Source organism: Blastomonas fulva (genome assembly GCF_003431825.1).
GTDB classification, from domain to species: Bacteria; Pseudomonadota; Alphaproteobacteria; order Sphingomonadales; family Sphingomonadaceae; genus Blastomonas; species Blastomonas fulva.
In genome coordinates this window covers 943,396-958,443 of the sequence record NZ_CP020083.1, presented here as the reverse complement: position 1 = coordinate 958,443, position 15,048 = coordinate 943,396, and the positions used below count along the sequence as shown (strand labels likewise).

Genomic DNA, 15,048 nt, shown 5'->3' with positions numbered 1-15,048 from the left:
AGCTGCAAAAATCACGTAGCCGTCACATCGGCCATCATGTCAGGCCCGCGACAGCCCCAGCAGATGTCCCATATCCTTCACGAAAATCTTGGCATGCGCCACCGGTTTGCGGCGGACGAGTTCCTTGTGCATGTAGCTCTGCCAGGTGAGGTACTGGACGTCGGGATCGGCGCACATCTTGACGAAGCGCTCACGGCGCTTGTCCGACGAGTACCAGAAATACTGCATGATTCCCAGGATCCAGAACACCTTGCCGTGCTTGGCCATGAACTGCTTGCGGGCCTGTTTGAGCGCGGCCGGCTTTCCGGTGACGAGGAACTGGAACACCGCGTCGGCAGCCAGCCGTCCGCAGGCCATGGCATAATAGATGCCCTCGCCCGACGCCGGTGCCACGACGCCTGCGGCATCGCCCGCGACCACCAGATCGCGGCCATTATCCCAGCGTTTCAGCGGCTTGAGCGGGATCGGCGCGCCTTCCTTGCGGATCGTCTCGCAGCCCGCCAGCCCGATCTGCTCGCGCATCAGCGCGGTGGTTTCGCGCAAGGGAAAGCCCTTGTTGGCGCTGCCCAGGCCGATGCTGGCGGTGTCGCCATGCGGGAACACCCAGGCGTAGAAATCGGGAGAGAGCTTGCCCTGATAATAGACATCGCAGCGGTCGGAATCGAAATCGGTCGCGTGCGCGAGCGCGGGCTCGGGTGCCTTGATGATCTCGTGATAGGCGAACACGCACTTGACCTGCTCGGCGCCCTTGATGTTCTGCCTGGCCACCGCCGATCGCGCGCCGTCCGCGCCGATCACCGAGCGCACCCGCACCCGCCGGTCGGGCCCGCCGCGCTCGCTGCGATAGACAAGTACCGCCATGCCGTCCTGGTCCCGGTCGATCCGCTCATAGGTCCCGGTGATCCGCTCTGCGCCGTTGATCCCGGCACGGGCGCGCAGCCATTCGTCGAACACGTCGCGGTCGACCATGCCGACAAAGCCCTTGCCCTCGGGACCATCGCCGACCGGCATGTCGACCTGCCGCCCCGAAGGCGAGATCATCCGCGCCGCGCGCGCCTTGGCGACGAGCAGCGATTCGGGGATTTCGAAATCTTTCAGCGCGCGCGGCGGGATCGCGCCGCCGCACGGCTTGATCCGGCCATCGCGATCGAGCAGCAGCACCTTGAGCCCGCGCTTGGCCAGATCGTTGGCCGCGGTCGCGCCCGATGGGCCGCCACCAATGACCGCTACGTCGAAATCCGCATCCGCCATTGCTCTTACTCCTGTCTGGCCTTCAGGCCGGCGCCGCCACCATAAGCGGATCGGCAGTGCGCATGGTCACGCGCACCCCCAAAAGCGCAGCGAGGATAAACAGCCCCGCCTCGCCAGCAAAAATCAACTGGAACGCGGCGCCATCGCTGGCGAGCATTCCGCGCGCGATATCCACGCCCATCGCGCCGGTCAGGCCGCCGAGCCCGAAGGCGATCGCCTGCGCTGCGCCCCACACGCCCATCCTGACGCCCTCGCGCGACTGCTGGCCGGCACCCGCCAGCCCCATCATCGCGCCGATCGCGGAAACCGCGAACAGGCCATTGGCAAAGCCCAGCACCGCGACATTGGCCTTGAGCGGCCAGGCGCCCGCGCCTGCGGTGGTCGCGGCGATCGCGAGCCCGGCCAGCGCCAGCGCCGATCCGCCGCAGCCGGCGAGAATCCACCAGCGCAGATCGGATGGCCGCCGCCCGGCAAAGGCGCTGCCGCCGATGCCTGCAACGATCATCCCTGCCATCACGCCGCCGTGCTGCAGCCCCGAAAGCTTGGTCGATTCGCCTGGGGTCATGCCGAAGACCAGCCCCGCAAAAGGCTCGAGGATCAGGTCCTGCATCGCATAAGCGAGCATCGAGACGAACACGAAGATGGTGAAGCGGCGTGCCGTCGCATCACCCATGATCTCGCGCAGCGCCTCGCCAAAGCTGGCTGTCGGCGCATCGGCGTTGGGGTGCGGCGGGGGTATCAGCCGCTTTTCGATGCCTGCAATGGCGGCGCAGGCGAGCACGAATGCACAGAGCGCCACCCCGCCCGAAACGATCGCGAGCCTCTGCTCGCTGAACGGATCGATCAGGCTGCCGGCGGTGGCCGCGGCCATCACGATGCCTGCGACCATCATGATCCAGGTGATCGCGGCGGCGGCTGCTCGGCGTTCGGGCACCACGCCTGAGGCGAGCATCGCGAGCAAGGATGTGCCCGCTGCGCCGACGCCCGCGCCGATCATGCTGAACGCCAGGATCGCGAGCAATGTGCCGGGTATCGGCGAGACCGGGAGCAGGATCGTCGCGTTGACCGCGACGATGCCGCCCAGCGCCAATATCCCCATGCCGCCGATGATCCACGGGGTGCGCTTGCGCCCCTTGTCGGATCCATGGCCCCACATCGGGCGCGACAGCTGCACCGCATAATGCCAGGCGACAAGGCCGGCAGGCAAAGCTGCGGGCAGCGCGTATTCGACCACCATCACGCGGTTGAGCAAAGACGTCGCGAGCATCACGATCGCGCCGATGCTGGCTTGCACCAGCCCCATGCGCATGATGTCCGTCCAGCCCAGCCCGATGCGCGCGCCGGTGGCGATTGTGGCGGCGGTCATACCCAGCCCCCCAGGCCCAATGCCGCAGCAAGCATGCCGAAGACATAGGACGACACGCCGGTGGCGTTGTACCACGGCGCGTATTTGTTGGGATCGGTCAGCAACCGGCGCATGAACACCAGCTGCATTGCCAGCAGCAGGGTAACCGCGATGGCAGAGATCGCCAGTCCCCAGTTTAGCAGCAGCGCGATGACCACCACCTGCGGCAGCGCCATCACCGCGCAGGCCAGCCTTGCGGCGTTGGCGACGCCCAGCGTCACCGGCAGCGAGCGCACGCCCATCGCGGTGTCGCCTTCGACCGCCTTGAAATCGTTGAGGGTCATTATGCCATGCGCGCCGATGCTGTAGAGCAGGATGACGAGCAGCACGCGGCTGTCGGGTAGCCCGCCGCTCATCACGCTCGCACCGGTGAACCAGCTCAGCCCCTCATAGCTCAGCGCGACGACGCCAGGTCCCACCCATCCGCTCATCTTGAAGCGGAACGGCGGTGCGCTGTAGCCCCAGGCGCACAGCAGCCCGACGATGGTCGCGATGAACACCCAGAAGCCCAGCACCGCGCCCAATACCAGCGACAGCGCCGACCCGATCAGCGCGACATACAGCCCCCAGCGGCCCGCGATCCGCCCCGAAGGGATCGGCCGTTCGGGTTGGTTGATCGCGTCGACATGCCGGTCGTACCAGTCGTTCACCGCCTGGCTGGTGCCGCAGACCATGGGACCTGCGAGCAGCACGCCGCCGAGCAGAAACAGCCAGCGGTCATTGAGCGGCGCGCCCGAGGACATCACCCCGCAAAAGAACGCCCACATCGGCGGAAACCACGTCACGGGCTTGAGCAGCTCAAGCACGTCGCGGGCTGCGGGAATCGGCACGGGCCGGGCGATGTTGGCAGAGCGATCCATAAAGGCGAGGCTATGCTTGACGGGCAGAAGTGTCAATCAGAATGGACAGTTTTGGCTGTGCCGCAGATGCTCGAGCGCTTCGACTGCTGCTTGCACTTGCCTCAATTGGCCTGAATGTTAAGCAACGGGGGTTAGCCTTGAAGGCGACAGACGCGCACCAAAGTGTCTTCACCGGGAAAGATGGACATGGTTCTGCACCGATTGGCGATCCTGTTGGCGTTTTCACCCGCGCTGCTGCTGTCGTCGGCCGGGCCTTCGACCTTGTCATCGGCACCGCGGCTGGAGACCGAGGCGTTGCTGCCGACCGAGAGCGTCTCGGCGCCGGAGCAGCCGCCGAACGCCGCGCAGCGCGATCAGTCCTATCCGTTCTACATGCCGATGCAGGGGCTGCGCGCTCCGGCGGTGAAATTGCGGATCCGGTGCGATGCCTCGCGGGCGGCGCGGCGCGAGGTCTATGCCGGGCCCTCTGCCGAATCGCTCTATGGCCGGGTCGAAGGCGGCTTCGAGTTCATCTACGAAGCCTATGACAGCGCCGGCCAGCCCTGCGTCTATCCCTTTGCGCCGTGGATGCCGCAGATCGTCGGATCGACCCAGGGCACGCAATACATCTTCCGCTCGTCGGTGCCCGGGGTCCCGGTGACCTTCCGTACCGACGATGCCTGGGCCTCGATCAACCTGCGGCTGTTCGAGCTGGGCCCCCAACGGGTGCATTTCGAGATGCGCGACATCGGGCTCGATTTCCCCGGCGCGGGCGAGGCCAAGGGCGCGGTGCATCTCGAGGTGCTGGATGTGACGCGGCCCGGACTGATCACCGCGGTGATCCGCCGCGCGCGAATCTTCGGCGGCAAGAACGCGATCTTCGTGCCCGGCGGCGAGACGATGATGTACATCGAGGACAGCGAGATCCGCGGCAATGTCGGCGACAATGTCGATCAGGAGCATTCGACCTATATCAACGGGACGCTGGTTTCGCATTTCCGCAATTCGGTCTGGTACGGCCAGAAGGGCTGGGTGGATATCGCCAGCGGGCATCAGCTGAAAGACAAGGCGTATCTGCGCATATACGAGGATGTCACCGTCGCCAACCTGCCCAATGCCACGACGCCATCGGCGATGCCTCTGGTCGATATCTCGGCTTTCGGGTTCACCTGGGCGAACAACCTCCGGCTGAAGCGCGTGCCTTCTGCACAGCAGGTGCGCGACACGCTGGTCGATCTGCGCACTGAGATCGTCTATGGCGCGCCGGATCATTACCCCTGGAACATCATGGTCAGCCCCGAATGGCGGATGCCGCCGGCGCCGCTGGCCGCGCTCGATCAGGTCTATCTGTCGGTTTTCCAGAACACGGTGGTCGATAGCTTCAGGACCGAACCTTATATCTTCGCGCTTCGCCCCCAGGGTCTGGGCGTCGAACCCGGCACGCCCACCGTGATGGGCAACGAGCATACGACCCGCGCCCAGCAGCGCATGGTGTCGCTGGCGTTCAACAGCAGAGGGACGTTTCGCAAGCCTTATTCGCCCGAAGGCTGGACCTATGCCGATCCCCAGTTGCCGGACGATGCCCGCTGGGTGCTCGATCGCGATGCCTTCATCCGCCACGCTTTGGGGCTGATCGGCCGATAGTTTCCGAAGAAAGGAGCGGTTGGCGGGCGGTGCGTGCGCACATCGCCAGGCGCGTGCCTAGCTCAATTCGTCCTTGCGCCCGACCAGATTGCCCAGGCCATGGCGGTGGAGCTTGGAATACAGGCTCTGGCGGCTGAGCCCCAGGATTTCCGCGGCAGATGCGCGGTTGTCCGAAGTGTAGGCCAGCGCCGCCTCGATGCACATGCGCTCGATCAAATCGGTCGATTCGCGCACGATCTCGCGCAGCGGCATCCGCCCCACCAGCTCGGTCAGCTGGTCGACCGAGCGCGGCAGGTCGCGGTCGGCGGGCGGCAGATCGCGCATACGCCTGCTGACGGTGCGGATAGCAAAGCCGTAATGCCCGCCCTGACTGTCAGTCTTGACGCCCGAAACCTCGATCGCCTCCTCGATGGCATCATCGGCATGGACGATGGTGGTGGCGTTGCGCACCTGGCCGTGGGTGTCCAGTTGCTTGCGCATCAGATCGACATCGATGCCCGGGCGGCCGATGAAGCGGCCCAGCGGCTGGCCGGTGATCGCTTCCTTGGAACTGCCGTGCACCAGATCGACAAAGGCGGAATTGGCAGTGATGATCTGCATCGCGCCATCGGTCAGCACGAACGCATCGGGCATCCGCTCGATCAGCTCGTGCAGCGGACGCTGATCGCCATCGGCGCCGACGATATCGCCGGTGCGCGTCAGGCGGATCATGAACTGGCGGCCGCTGTCCTGACGGAAGGGCATGGCGGTGAGCAGCATCGGCGGTTCGCCAGGAACGATGCTGACCTCCATCTCGCAGCGCTCGCCGGTCGCAGTCGCGCCGCCCAGGCTGGCGATCAGGTCATCGCGCGAGATGCCGCCGATGACATTGGCAAGATCGCGATTCTCCAGCGAGCCCGACTTGGCGGCGAACAGCCGGTAGCTTGCGGGATTTGCCGCGGTGATCCGCCGGGTGCTGGCATCGATGACCAGCACCGGATCGGTGATCATGTCGAACAGCAGGCGATAGCGCGCCTCGGTCTGGCGCAGCTTGAGGTAATCGCGCTCGAGCGACTGCTGGGTCTGCAGCAGACGCTGCTGCAGGCTGGCCCAGGCGCGGACATCGCGGCCGATCGCCATGCGCGGATTGCCTTCGCCGAGGTCTACCAGGCGGTAATGGATCGGCAGGTTGCCATCGGGGCCGGGGTGGTTGACCTGGCGCCAGCGATCGGGGGTTTCCGACGGCTGGCTGGTAAGCATTTCGTTGATCTTCGGCTTGCTGTCGAGCGCAACCGTATCCTCCCAGCGCCTGCCAATCCAGGCGCTCAGATCTGGCATGTCCTCGGCACTCACGGAAACATCGCTGATGACGCCATCAGAATCGAGCGCCAGGGCGATATCGCCTGCGGCCAGCACCAGTGACAGTGCCGCGCCGATTTCAAGTGTGCCGACGACGCCTTTGAGGTCGCGAAAAGGCATGGGGATCGCGGAAAGCTCGTCCTTTTTCATTGCCGCGCCGGGAGCGGACTTCAAAGCGTCAGAGCAGCGCGCTCAACCCCGGAAGATACAAGTTCGTCGGCCAGTTGCAGCGCAGCTTCAGCGTCGGCAGCGGTTCCATCCGCACCCAGCTCGCGCGCACGCACGGGATCATAGCCAAGGGCCGGACCGCCGATCATGATTGCCAGATTGGGATTGCAGGACACGCTTCTCATCGCCGTCAGCAGCTTGGGAACCGCCGCGATAGAAAAGTCGGTGGTGACTGTCAATCCAACCAGATCATAAGATATTTCGTCCAAAGCCTGCAAAATGTCGGATTGTTGCGGCTCGATGAGCGTCTCGACATCCCATCCGGCGCGCTGGAAGCACTCCGAGATGATCAATGTGCCCAGGCTGTGCTGGTCGTTCGGCATGGTGGTGAACAGCGCCTTGTTGGTGCGCAGGTTCCAGCCGGGCGAGGGCGGTGCCCACACCGCGATCGTGCGCAGCAGCGACTGCAGCCGCCACAGGCCCATGGTCACATCGACGAAATCGCACTCGTCACGATTCCACTTCTCGCCCAGTTCGCGCGCAGCCGGCGCGATCAGCTGGATGAACAGCGCTTCGGGGGCAACATTCTGGTCGAGATAGGTGTTCACCATGTCGGCGAGCACGTCGACTTCATGGATCAGCACTTGCGAAGCGAAATCGCGGATCGCCGCTTCGTCGAAAATCTGGACCAGCGCAGGCGCAGCCGCGGTCTTCGGCGCTGCCGCCTGCTCGCGCACATTGTCGTTGGACTGGGCGCCGGTCGCATCGCGAAAGCCATTGTTGTCCGGCCCTGCGCCATGGCCAGACATTGCGCCCGGGGTCATCGTTGCAGGGGTCTCGGCAGGGAAGTGGCTCATTCGTGGATCATCCTGGTGCACCATCAGCAGCCGCGGGATGATTTCATCTTCCACAAGGCGACCGACATCGTCGCTCGGGCGTTGCCGGGCAAACCGGGCATAGCCGGTCTGCTCGCCATCCCAAGGCGACGCCTTCTTACGCAAACGCGCGTTGCGGAACAGTCCTGTCGTCGACTTGATCAAATCGATGCCAAAAACTGAGGCCATTCAGACTCTCCTGGTCTTGTCGATACATCGTGCATCGGCCTCGCGGGCTGGAGACTTCTTGGACCGTTCCCTCGCCAGGCCTTAACCCTACGCCTGTCCAGTGGGCCTGACAACCGTCATTTTGTCAAGAAAACTATACGTCAATTTAACTTGACACTTTTGCGGGGCGAGGGGTAGGTTTCAGTTCTTGAGACGGGAGACGCAACGGCGCTTATGCCACTGGAAAACCAGCCTGGAACTGCGGAAAAACGCACCTTTACGGCTGATCCTGCGGGTCACCGGACGATGGCGGCGGGCGCTTCGCTCTACACCGCAGCAGAGCGCGCTCGCCGCGATTCGACGGTGTGGACCCTCGTCCAGGGTGTGCTCGCACCGATCCAGTTCATCATATTCCTGGTCAGCCTCGGGATGGTGCTGCGCTATTTCGGGACAGGCGAGGGCGCTTTTGCCGCCGACATGTCGATCATCGTCAAGACGCTGACGCTCTACACCATCATGATCACCGGCTCGATCTGGGAGAAGGTGGTGTTCGGCAAGTGGCTGTTCGCCCCGGCTTTCTTCTGGGAAGACGTGTTCTCCATGCTCGTGCTGGCGCTGCACACCGCTTATCTGGTGATGCTGCTGGGCGGCATCGGCAGCGTCGAGGCCCGGATGGGCGTCGCACTGGCGGGCTATGGCGCCTATGTCATCAACGCCGGACAGTTCCTCTGGAAGCTGCGAGTCGCGCGGCTTCAGGGTGCCGGTTCGCCTGCCGAATCGCACGGCACGCTGGCGGTGGCATCATGATCACCACCGCACCCACCCCTGTCATCGCCGATATCGGCTGCTCCACCGCGCCCGTGCTGCGCGAACGCGGCCAGCGCGAGGTCTTCTGCGGGCTGACCGGGATCGTCTGGCTGCACCGCAAGATGCCAGACGCGTTCTTCCTGGTGGTCGGATCGCGCACCTGCGCGCATCTGCTGCAGTCGGCCGCCGGCGTGATGATCTTTGCAGAGCCCCGCTTTGCCACCGCGATCATCGAGGAACGCGATCTGGCTGGCCTGGCCGATGCCAATGAGGAACTCGATCGCGTGGTTCGCCGCCTTCTCGCGCGCCGCCCCGAGATCCGCACCTTGTTCCTGGTCGGCAGCTGCCCGTCCGAAGTGATCAAGCTCGACCTGTCGCGCGCTGCGCAGCGGCTCGCGGGCGCCTTCCTTCCCGATGTGCGGATCGTCAACTATTCGGGCAGCGGCATCGAGACCACCTTCACCCAGGGCGAGGACGCATGCCTTGCCTCGCTGGTGCCGTTCATGCCCGCCCAGACCGCCGATTCGGGCCAGGAGCTGCTGATCGTTGGCGCGCTGCCCGACATCGTCGAGGACCAGTTGCTGCGGCTGGTGCGCGACATCGGCATCACCCGCGTCGCCTGCCTGCCGGCGCGCGAATCGCGCGATCTGCCCGCGGTCGGCCCCAACACCCGCTTTCTGCTCGCCCAGCCCTTTCTGGGTGAAACGGCGCAGGCGCTCGAAGACCGCGGCGCGGTGCATCTGCCCGCAGCCTTCCCGTTCGGCGCCGAAGGCACCACCGACTGGTTGCACGCTGCGGCAAAGGCTTTCGGCATCGACGAGATGCATTTCCGCAGCGTCGTGGCACCGGGCCGCGAACGCGCCAAGCGCGCGCTCGAGCACAGCCGCGCGCGGCTCGAAGGCAAGACCATCTTCTTCCTCCCCGATTCGCAGCTCGAACTGCCGCTCGCGCGCTTCCTGCACGTCGAGCTCGGCATGATCCCGGTCGAGGTCGGCACGCCGTATCTTCACCGCCAGCATATGGCCGCCGAACTGGCGCAGCTGCCGGTCGGAACGGTCATCAGCGAAGGCCAGGATGTAGACAAGCAGCTCGACCGCGTGCGCGCGTCGAAGCCCGACATCACCGTATGCGGGCTTGGCCTTGCCAATCCGCTCGAGGCCGAAGGCTTCACCACCAAATGGGCGATCGAACTGGTGTTCTCGCCGATCCACGGTTTCGACCAGGCTGGCGATCTTGCCGAACTTTTCGCACGGCCGATCCGCCGCCGCGACGTGTTGAGGGTATAGGGCGATGCAGCTATCGGTCTGGACCTATGAAGGGCCTCCTCATGTAGGGGCAATGCGGGTCGCGACCGGCATGACGGATGTGCACTATCTGCTGCACGCGCCGCAGGGTGATACCTATGCGGACCTCCTGTTCACGATGATCGAGCGCCGCGGCAAGCGCCCGCCGGTCACCTACACCACCTTCCAGGCGCGCGATCTGGGCAAGGATACGGCCGAGCTGTTCCAGTCCGCCGCGCGCGATGCCGTGGCGCGCTTCAATCCGGCGGCACTGCTGGTCGGATCGTCGTGCACTGCCGAACTGATCCAGGACGACCCCGCCGGCATGGCCCAGGCGATGCGGTTGCCCATTCCCGTCATTCCACTCGAGCTGCCCAGCTACTCCCGCAAGGAGAACTGGGGCGCCTCGGAGACTTTCTACCAGATTGTCAGAACTCTCGCGGTCGGGGATTCCTCCCGCCCCGCACCGTGCCAGGCAGGTTCTCCGCGTCCCAAAGCGAACCTGCTTGGGCCGAGCGCACTGGGTTTTCGCCACCGCGACGATATCGTCGAGATAGCGAAGATACTGGCTGCGCTCGGCATAGAGATCAACGTCACCGCGCCCATGGGGGCGAGCGCGGCTGACATAGCCCGGATCGGTGAGGCTGATTTCAACATCGTCATGTATCCGGAAATCGCCGATACCGCCGCGCGCTGGCTGGAGAAGAACTTCAAGCAGCCCTTCACCAAGACCATCCCCATTGGCCATGGCGCGACGCTCGACTTCATCCGCGAAGTCGCAAGCCTCGCCAAGGTCGATCCGGCGCCCGCGCTGAACCTGGCTGAAGCCCGGATGCCGTGGTGGAGCCGCTCGGTCGACTCGACCTATCTCACCGGCAAGCGCGTCTTCATCTTCGGCGATGCGACGCACGCCATCGCTGCTGCCCGCGTGGCACGCGACGAGCTGGGCTTCGTGGTCTGCGGCCTGGGCTGCTACAACCGCGAATTCGCTCGCGATATCCGCGCTGCCGCCGCCGAACATGGCGTCGAGCCGCTGATCAGCGACGATCATCTCGAGGTCGAGGACGCCATCGCCGCCGCGCACCCCGAACTGGTGCTGGGCACGCAGATGGAACGCCACATCGCCAAGCGGCTGTCGATCCCCTGCGCGGTGATCTCGGCCCCAGTGCATGTCCAGGATTTCCCCGCCCGGCACAGCCCGCAAATGGGTTTCGAAGGCGCCAACGTGCTGTTCGACAGCTGGGTGCATCCGCTGGTCATGGGGCTGGAAGAGCATCTGCTGACGATGTTCCGCGATGATCCGGAGTTCCATGATGGCGCTGGCGCGAGCCATCTGGCGCATGGGACTGTCGAGAATGCCCCGGTCGTTTCGCTTCCTAAGGAAGACCGTCACGTTGAACCTGCCCATGAACCGGTATTGGCTTCAGCTGCAGCGTCGATACCCGCCGCCCATGGCCCTGCTGCCCATGGAGACGTGCTCGAGCTGACCCGCTGGACCGCCGAGGCGGAGACCGAACTCAAGAAAATTCCCTTCTTTGTGCGTGGCAAGGCGCGACGCAACACTGAGGCTTATGCTGCTGAGCGTGGGCTGGCCTCCATCACGATAGACACGCTGTACGATGCAAAGGCGCATTATGCCCGGTAGAGCCAACCCCCCAGCGGCCTCTCAGCATGCAAACGGCCGCTCCGCCGCGATCCGCGTGGTGTTCATCACGCTCGACAACCATCTGTCGGGCGCGGTTGACCGGGCCGAGGCGGTGCTGGTCAAGGACATGCCGGGACTGTCGATCGGCTTCCATGCCGCCGCCGACTGGGACCGTGACCCCGGTGCGATCGATGCCGCGCGCGCCGACATTGCCCGCGCCGACATCGTCATCGCCACCATGCTGTTCCTCGAGGACCATGTCCGCGCCATCCACCCCGCGCTGGAAGCCCGGCGCGAGCAGTGCGATGCGATGCTCGGGCTGATGTCCGCAGGCGATATCGTCAAGCTGACCCGCATGGGCGGCTATCGGATGGACGCGCCCGCGCGCGGCCCGCTGGCGCTGCTCAAGAAATTGCGCGGCTCCTCCAAGCCGGGTGCGAGCTCGGGCGCGGGGCAGATGAAGATGCTGCGCCGCCTGCCCAAGATCCTCAAGTTCATCCCCGGCACCGCGCAGGACGTGCGGCATTATTTCCTGACGCTGCAATACTGGCTGGCGGGCAGCGACGACAATGTCGTCTCGATGATCCGCGGCCTGATCGACCGCTATGCCGCAGGCGAACGCGCTGCACTCAAGGGCACCACGCCCGCACAGGCGCCGCGCGAATATCCCGAGCTTGGCCTCTATCACCCCGCAATCGCGGAACGGATCACCGAGGATGCCAGAGCGCTGCCGCGCAACCCCAAGGCGACCGGAACGGTCGGGCTGGTGCTGCTGCGCTCCTATCTGCTGGGCAAGGATGCCGCGCATTACGATGGCGTGATCGCAGCATTGGAAGCGCGCGGGCTCGATGTCGTCCCTGTGTTTGCAAGCGGCTTGGACGCGCGCCCGGCGATGGACCGGTTCCTGGTCCGCGATGGCAAGCCCGTGGTCGATGCCGTGATCAACCTCACCGGCTTTTCGCTGGTCGGCGGCCCCGCCTATAACGATGCCGCTGCTGCCGAGGAAGTGCTCGCAGGCATGGACCTGCCGTACATCGCGGCGCATCCGATCGAGTTCCAGAGCCTCGAGCAATGGGGCAACCGCCACCAGGGGCTGCTGCCACTCGAAGCGACGATGATGGTCGCCATCCCCGAGCTCGATGGTGCGGTGATGCCGCATGTCTTCGGTGGCCGCTCGGATGGCGCGGGCGAGCCCTGCGATGGCTGCGAACGCCACTGCCTGTTCACCGCCCCCGATGCGATGCGCGCGATGCAGAGCTGTCCCGAGCGCGCCGAGATGCTGGCCGCCAAGGTCGAGCGGATGGTGGCGCTGCGCCGGTCTCAGCGCGCCAAGCGCAAGCTGGCGATCATCCTGTTCAACTTCCCGCCCAACGCCGGTGCCACCGGCAGCGCGGCGCACCTTGCGGTGTTCGAATCGCTGCACGCCACGCTCCACCGGCTGGCGGCAGAAGGGTACGACTGTGCGCCGCCGGCGACCGTCGATGGCCTGCGCGATGCGATCCTCAAGGGCAATTCTGAACGCTTCGGATCGGACGCCAATGTCGCGGTGCGGATCTCGACCGACGACCATGTCACCAACGAGCCGCACCTGCGCGCGATCGAAAAGCAGTGGGGCCCCGCGCCCGGCAAGCTGAACAGCGATGGCTGGTCGATCCATGTGCTCGGCAAGCAGTTCGGCAACGTGTTCGTCGGCGTCCAGCCCAGCTTCGGCTATGAAGGCGATCCGATGCGGCTGCTGTTCGATGGCGATTTCGCGCCGACGCACGCCTTTGCCGCCTTCTATCGCTGGATCCGCGAAGAGTTCCGCGCCGATGCCATGCTGCACTTCGGCACCCACGGCGCGCTCGAGTTCATGCCGGGCAAGCAGGCAGGCCTTTCGGGCGATTGCTGGCCCGACCGGCTGCTGGGCACCGTCCCCAATTTCTACCTCTACGCCGCCAACAACCCTTCGGAAGGCATCATCGCCAAGCGCCGCTCGGGTGCGACCCTGGTGTCGTATCTCACCCCGCCGCTCGCCGAAGCAGGCCTGTACAAGGGCTTTGCCGATCTGAAGGCGCTGGTCGAGCGCTGGCGGGCGCTGGCAGGCGAGGGCGTCGAACGCGCCGCGCTCGAGATCATGATCCGCGATGCGGCGACCGCGCTCGATATCGATGGGTCTGACATCGCAGCACTTGCGGGCAACCTCTATGAACTCGAACGTGCGCTGATCCCTTTCGGCCTGCACGTGCTGGGCAGCCAGCTCGAAGGCGAGGAACGCGAGGCGTTCCTCAATGCGCTCTCAGCTGCCGACAACGGCGCCACTCGCGCCGAGCTCGATGCCAAGCTCTCGGCCAATGACGAGCTCGGCGCGCTGGTTCATGCACTCGACGGAGGTTATGTCCGTCCCGCTCCTGGCGGCGACATCCTGCACAACCCCGAGGTGTTGCCCACCGGGCGCAACACCCATGGGTTCGATCCCTTCCGCATCCCCAGCGCCTTTGCCTGCGCCACCGGCACGGTCCAGGCCGAAGCTTTGCTGGCGCGGCATGCCGAAGCGGGCGATCCGGTGCCCGAAAGCATCGCGATGGTGCTGTGGGGCACCGACAATCTCAAGACCGAGGGCACGCAGATCGCGCAGGTCATGTGCCTGCTCGGCGCGCGCCCGCGCTTCGACTCCTACGGCCGCCTGGCAGGGGCCGAACTGATCCCGCTGGCCGAGCTCGGCCGTCCCCGCATCGACGTGATAGCCACGCTGTCCGGCGTCTTCCGCGATCTTTTACCCCTTCAGACCCGGATGATCGCCGAGGCAGCGTGGTTGGCTGCCACCGCCGACGAGCCCGAAACGCTCAACTTCGTGCGCAAGCATGCTCTGGCGCATGCCGCCAAGATAGGCTGCGACATGGAAACCGCGAGCTTGCGCGTGTTTTCCAACGCTGAAGGTGCCTATGGCGCGCAGGTCAACATGATGATCGACGGCGGTGCCTGGGCCGATCCCGACGAGCTTGCCGAAGCGTTCGAGACCCACAAGGGCTATGCCTATGGCCGCTCGGGCGCACCGGTGAAGCACCGCGAACTGCTCGAAAGCGCATTGTCCTCGGTCGAGTTCACCTATCAGAACCTCGACTCGGTGGAACTGGGCGTCACCGATATCGACCAGTATGTCGATGCGTTGGGCGGGGTCAGCCGCTCGGTCACCCGCGCTCGCGGCGGCAAGGCAGCGCCTGTCTACATCGTCGATGCGACCGAAGGCCCGGCCAAGGTGCGCACTTTGTCCGAACAGATCGACCGCGAAACCCGCACCCGGATGCTCAACCCCAAATGGTATGAAGGCATGCTCAAGCACGGCTTCGAGGGCGTGCGCCAGATCGAGGGCCATGTCACCACGACGATGGGCTGGTCGGCCACCACTGGCCAGGTCGCGCCCTGGGTCTATCAGCAGATCAGCGAAACTTATGTGCTCGACGATGCCATGCGCGCGCGTCTGGCCACTCTCAATCCCAAGGCCTCGGCACGCGTTGCCGAACGCCTTCTGGAAGCATGCGACCGCCGGCTGTGGGAACCGGATGCCGCAACCCTGGCAGCGCTTCGCGCCGCCGCGGACGATATCGAAGACAGGCTGGAAGGCCTGATCGCAGCAGAATGACGG

At 65.2% G+C, this 15,048-nt stretch carries 10 protein-coding genes; 5 read left to right on the top strand and 5 right to left on the bottom strand.

The genetic code is table 11. The annotated features are described in order from the left end of the window. Positions 1-39: 39 nt before the first annotated feature. Genes B5J99_RS04545 through chlG form a run of 3 tightly spaced genes read right to left on the bottom strand, consistent with a single transcriptional unit; the run spans position 40 to position 3,516 of the window. Positions 40-1,251 carry a geranylgeranyl diphosphate reductase gene (locus B5J99_RS04545; protein ID WP_069050966.1) on the bottom strand — a complete coding sequence of 404 codons (1,212 nt, stop codon included), beginning with the start codon at positions 1,249-1,251 and terminating at the stop codon, positions 40-42. Positions 1,252-1,273: 22 nt separating this feature from the next. After that, positions 1,274-2,617 (bottom strand): BCD family MFS transporter, encoded by a 1,344-nt coding sequence (locus B5J99_RS04540; RefSeq protein WP_117351643.1) that lies wholly within the window; start codon positions 2,615-2,617, stop codon positions 1,274-1,276. Further along, positions 2,614-3,516, bottom strand: coding sequence for a chlorophyll synthase ChlG (gene chlG, locus B5J99_RS04535; protein WP_117351641.1), 903 nt, complete (start codon positions 3,514-3,516; stop codon positions 2,614-2,616). The genes B5J99_RS04540 and chlG overlap by 4 nt, the downstream gene beginning before the upstream one ends. Before the next feature lie 186 nt (positions 3,517-3,702). Between chlG and B5J99_RS04530 the strand changes: the two genes are divergently transcribed. Beyond that, the gene (locus tag B5J99_RS04530) at positions 3,703-5,139 is read left to right on the top strand and encodes a hypothetical protein (protein WP_162892449.1); all 1,437 of its coding nucleotides are present in this window, start codon (positions 3,703-3,705) and stop codon (positions 5,137-5,139) included. A gap of 57 nt (positions 5,140-5,196) precedes the next feature. Here the strand turns inward: B5J99_RS04530 and ppsR are convergent, their stop codons facing one another. Both ppsR and B5J99_RS04520 read right to left on the bottom strand, forming a co-directional pair. Next, positions 5,197-6,597, bottom strand: coding sequence for a transcriptional regulator PpsR (gene ppsR / locus B5J99_RS04525; protein ID WP_211337877.1), 1,401 nt, complete (start codon positions 6,595-6,597; stop codon positions 5,197-5,199). Positions 6,598-6,647: 50 nt separating this feature from the next. Further along, positions 6,648-7,709, bottom strand: a complete 1,062-nt coding sequence (locus B5J99_RS04520) for a cobalamin B12-binding domain-containing protein (protein WP_117351638.1) — start codon at positions 7,707-7,709, stop codon at positions 6,648-6,650. Between the two features lie 213 nt (positions 7,710-7,922). Here B5J99_RS04520 and bchF point away from each other — a divergent pair, with 213 nt between their 5' ends. From bchF to B5J99_RS04500, 4 genes are read left to right on the top strand one after another with little or no spacing between them, the layout of a single operon-like run. Next, complete coding sequence (bchF, locus tag B5J99_RS04515) at positions 7,923-8,495, top strand: 2-vinyl bacteriochlorophyllide hydratase (RefSeq protein WP_117351636.1); 573 nt, start codon at positions 7,923-7,925, stop codon at positions 8,493-8,495. Next, positions 8,492-9,781, top strand: coding sequence for a ferredoxin:protochlorophyllide reductase (ATP-dependent) subunit N (locus tag B5J99_RS04510; RefSeq protein WP_054135755.1), 1,290 nt, complete (start codon positions 8,492-8,494; stop codon positions 9,779-9,781). The genes bchF and B5J99_RS04510 overlap by 4 nt, the downstream gene beginning before the upstream one ends. A 4-nt stretch (positions 9,782-9,785) precedes the next feature. Then, positions 9,786-11,423, top strand: a complete 1,638-nt coding sequence (gene bchB, locus B5J99_RS04505; protein WP_117351634.1) for a ferredoxin:protochlorophyllide reductase (ATP-dependent) subunit B — start codon at positions 9,786-9,788, stop codon at positions 11,421-11,423. Continuing rightward, entirely contained in the window at positions 11,413-15,045 is a 3,633-nt protein-coding gene (locus B5J99_RS04500; RefSeq protein WP_117351632.1) for a magnesium chelatase subunit H, read from the top strand. Before bchB ends, B5J99_RS04500 begins: the two co-directional genes overlap by 11 nt. The last annotated feature ends 3 nt before the right edge of the window (positions 15,046-15,048 follow it).

What these genes read in the sequence shown, in the direction of transcription:
- B5J99_RS04545 (WP_069050966.1), bottom strand. Translation starts at nt 1,251, where the DNA reads ATGGCGGATGCGGATTTCGACGTAGCGGTCATTGGTGGCGGCCCATCG.
- B5J99_RS04540 (WP_117351643.1), bottom strand. Translation starts at nt 2,617, where the DNA reads ATGACCGCCGCCACAATCGCCACCGGCGCGCGCATCGGGCTGGGCTGG.
- chlG (WP_117351641.1), bottom strand. Translation starts at nt 3,516, where the DNA reads ATGGATCGCTCTGCCAACATCGCCCGGCCCGTGCCGATTCCCGCAGCC.
- B5J99_RS04530 (WP_162892449.1), top strand. Translation starts at nt 3,703, where the DNA reads ATGGTTCTGCACCGATTGGCGATCCTGTTGGCGTTTTCACCCGCGCTG.
- ppsR (WP_211337877.1), bottom strand. Translation starts at nt 6,597, where the DNA reads ATGCCTTTTCGCGACCTCAAAGGCGTCGTCGGCACACTTGAAATCGGC.
- B5J99_RS04520 (WP_117351638.1), bottom strand. Translation starts at nt 7,709, where the DNA reads ATGGCCTCAGTTTTTGGCATCGATTTGATCAAGTCGACGACAGGACTG.
- bchF (WP_117351636.1), top strand. Translation starts at nt 7,923, where the DNA reads ATGCCACTGGAAAACCAGCCTGGAACTGCGGAAAAACGCACCTTTACG.
- B5J99_RS04510 (WP_054135755.1), top strand. Translation starts at nt 8,492, where the DNA reads ATGATCACCACCGCACCCACCCCTGTCATCGCCGATATCGGCTGCTCC.
- bchB (WP_117351634.1), top strand. Translation starts at nt 9,786, where the DNA reads ATGCAGCTATCGGTCTGGACCTATGAAGGGCCTCCTCATGTAGGGGCA.
- B5J99_RS04500 (WP_117351632.1), top strand. Translation starts at nt 11,413, where the DNA reads ATGCCCGGTAGAGCCAACCCCCCAGCGGCCTCTCAGCATGCAAACGGC.